Annotated in this window: 1 pseudogene; it reads right to left on the bottom strand. The window is 60.5% G+C overall.

From position 1 onward, the window contains the following. A pseudogene (locus tag AACS90_RS21665) lies at positions 1-3,136 on the bottom strand (hypothetical protein); the annotation flags it as partial.

Below are 3,136 nucleotides of genomic sequence, written 5' to 3'. Positions count from 1 at the left end.
CCGCGGTGGTCCGGCTCGCCAGTTGCCCGGTCAGGGTATAAGTCTGGCTCAGGGTCAGTCTGTCCGGCCCGCTTTCAATCCGCCGCTCAATTTCCCGGCTGAAATCATCAAAAATCAGGGTTGTCACCAACTGCTGCCGGCCGGCATTGTCCTGCACCGTCCAGCGGTCTGTCCGCCCGGCCGCATCATACCGGAGGGTCACCGTCACCGCCTCATCCACCGCCTTCACCGGCCGGCCCAGCCCATCAAACTGCAGCCGGTGCGCGACCCCCGCCATATCCTGACAGGCCGTCAGCTGACCGGTCGGGGTGTAGTGATACACGGCCCGGCGCGCCGGCCCGGCGCCCGCATCGTCAAACTTCACCGTTTCTTCTTTGAGCTGCCCCGCCGGCGTATAAGAGCGTTGCAACGTGGCCTGTCCGACCGCCTCCGACCGGGTCAGCGCCCCATTTTTCCCCTGATAGGTAAACTGCTGGGTGAGGCCCGGGGCGTCCACACGGACAGGGACATTGCCCAGCCGCGGCTCATATTGCATCGTCACCGTCTGCCCCACAGCATCTGTCACGGTGTCCGGCAGCGGGCTGACGCCCTGATAGGTGTTCTTTTCCGTCCGGCCACCGACCGTGCTCGATTTGACCCGCCCCAGACTGTCAAACTCACGCTCCCCGAGCACTTGCCCGTCCACATCCATTCTGACCACTAAATGAGCGGAACTGAACGGCGCATAGGTTTTCCGTACCACCGTGCCGTCACTGTAGCGGACGGTCGCGACCCGGTTAAAGGCATCGTAAGTGTATTCGGTTTTCTGCCCCAGTGTATTCAGGGTGGCCCGTAACCGGCCCAGCCCATCATACCAGTGGCTTTGCCGGGATACCGGTTTATGCTGACGGTCGAACAGGGTGACCGTCAGCGGCTGATGCCGCACGTTATAGTGGGTTTGCGTGGTGCCAAATGGCAGGTCCCCGGCCTGAGTGGTTTGCTGCGCTATCTGGGTCACCGGGTCGTAATGCTGTACATGGCGTGTCCCCGTCGCGTCCGTTATCACGCAGGGCTGTCCCCAGTCGTCATAATCTGTCTGCTGGCTGACCGCGATACAGGCGGTTTCCGCCGGGTTGCTCCCGGTCGGTAACCGGTCATACCGGGTCTGGTTCACCACCCGGCCCCAGCTGTCCCGCTGCGTCTCCGCCACCTTTTGCCAGTCCGCCTTTTCCTGCCCTTTCAGCAACATAGCCTGCTTACATCGCCGCCCCTGTCCGTCAAACCAGGTCCGGTGCTGATTGCCCAGCACATCGCTCTGGGTGGTCGCCACCACGCCGGCCTGTTCAATGGTGTAGGCATATTCAATGTCGCGGGCGTATGCCGTCCCGGCATTATTCAGCTGCTTCGACAGGCGGCCAAACGCATCATACTCATACAGCGCGGTACAGCCCTGGTGGTCCTGCTCAAACCCCACTTTACGGCTGAAACAGGAGTGGATTTGCACGCTGGAAGCCGTCAGACCGTCATACTCACTCGTCCAGTGCGTGGTTTGTTTCAGGTGCTGTTTATCCAGATGATAGTGAAAGACCTGTCGCTGGGTATATCCCTGACCGGCGTTCTGCCCGTCATACACCGTCTGCGTAAGGCTATCTACCCGCCCGTAGTGGCGGGAGCGGGGCCGGCTGACATAGCCGGTCTGATGCGTGTGCAACAACTGGCGCTGTCCGGTATGCCGGTCCACCCGGAACAGACATTGCTGCGTCCGCACCACCGCCGCTTTGGTCGCGGTCCCCGGCAGCGTGGGCAGGGAATCATAACGGTAAATCACCTCATGCCCCGGCGCATCGTCATAGGCCCCAATCGGGGAAGCCACGCCCGGGGTCACCGTTTTCGATTTCACGTAACGGACAAACCCGTGGGGGTCAGCCGGGCAGCCGTAGCAATCGTCATCCAGCCGCGTCACCTCTCCTTTGGCCGGGTAATAGACCCACACAGTGCGGGTGCCGTCCGGGGCAATCTGCAGGGTCGGGTTGCCGGCCGCATCAAACTCCGTCCGGGTCACCTCCTCCCGCTGGCCGTTGCCGGCAATAAAGCGGACCGTGGCCGATTTGGGCAGCTGAAACTGGGGCGGCTGCTGCGCAAACTCCGCCCCGATTTGAGCGTAATACTCCGTTTCATGCTGACGTATACAGTTGTTCTGCTCTACCTTTTCTGAAACCAGCAGATGGTAATTATTGTAGCGCCGGGTAATTTCCCGGACCGCCTGCCCGTTGTCCCAGCGTTCGATGGAGCCGTACTGATAATCGGACAGTACCCCGTAGAGGTAATCCTGATTGCGGCTCCAGTCGCCCCCCGTCCCGCTGCCGAGAAAGTTGTTCTTGGTATAGGTATACGTGCGGACACTGGCGCCCTCCAGACCGGATGACTGGCTGTAACGGGTCACATACGGCAAGGCGGCCGCCGGCCCTTTAGCCGGAAAACGGTGGCCGTCCTGCGTATACGTCACCGCCTCCAGCAAACCGGTCGGGGCCGTCACCCGGTTTAAAAACTGGCAGTGCAGGTCATAGCCCAGTGACCAGATCAACGTCTGCCCGGCCGTCAGGTTCGTGATGGTACTCACCCAACCGTTATGCAGCGCCAGTTCAATTTCATACATTTCCGACATGCCGGGCCAGACGGTCAGCCGGGTCGCCACCCCCGGTATTGTCTTAACGGTCAGCAGCGCCCGGTGTTTTTTATCCAGATCGTAAATCCCCGTCAGGTGGGGCACGGCGCCGGCGGTATAATCCCACTCCAGCTGCAGGCTGTGCCCCAGCGGATTCAGGATCTTCACCGGGACTTTCAGGTTAAAGGCATTTTTGGGCCCGGAGAGGATCTCCACCTGACCGGATTTATGGATCACCTGATACGCATCCTCCGCCCCGTTTTTTTCAAACCGCACCACATCCTGCCTGTATTGGAGTAAGGTCACCGCCTTATCCGTTTCATCCACTTTATAGCGTTCGCCGGTGGAGAGCTGCAGCATTTTTGTGTCACTGTCGTAGTGGGTCAGCCCGAGGGAAAAACCGATGCCAAAGCCGATATCCGCTGAATTCAGCGGGCTGTATGCCAGCGCCAGGGTCAGCTCCGGCCCCAGTTGGTTATTGCCGATAAGGTG

Origin of the sequence: Xenorhabdus sp. KK7.4 (genome assembly GCF_963876465.1) — a bacterium.
GTDB lineage: Bacteria > Pseudomonadota > Gammaproteobacteria > Enterobacterales > Enterobacteriaceae > Xenorhabdus > Xenorhabdus stockiae.
The sequence above is the reverse complement of the archived record's forward strand: the minus strand, read 5'-3'. Positions and strand labels throughout refer to the sequence as shown.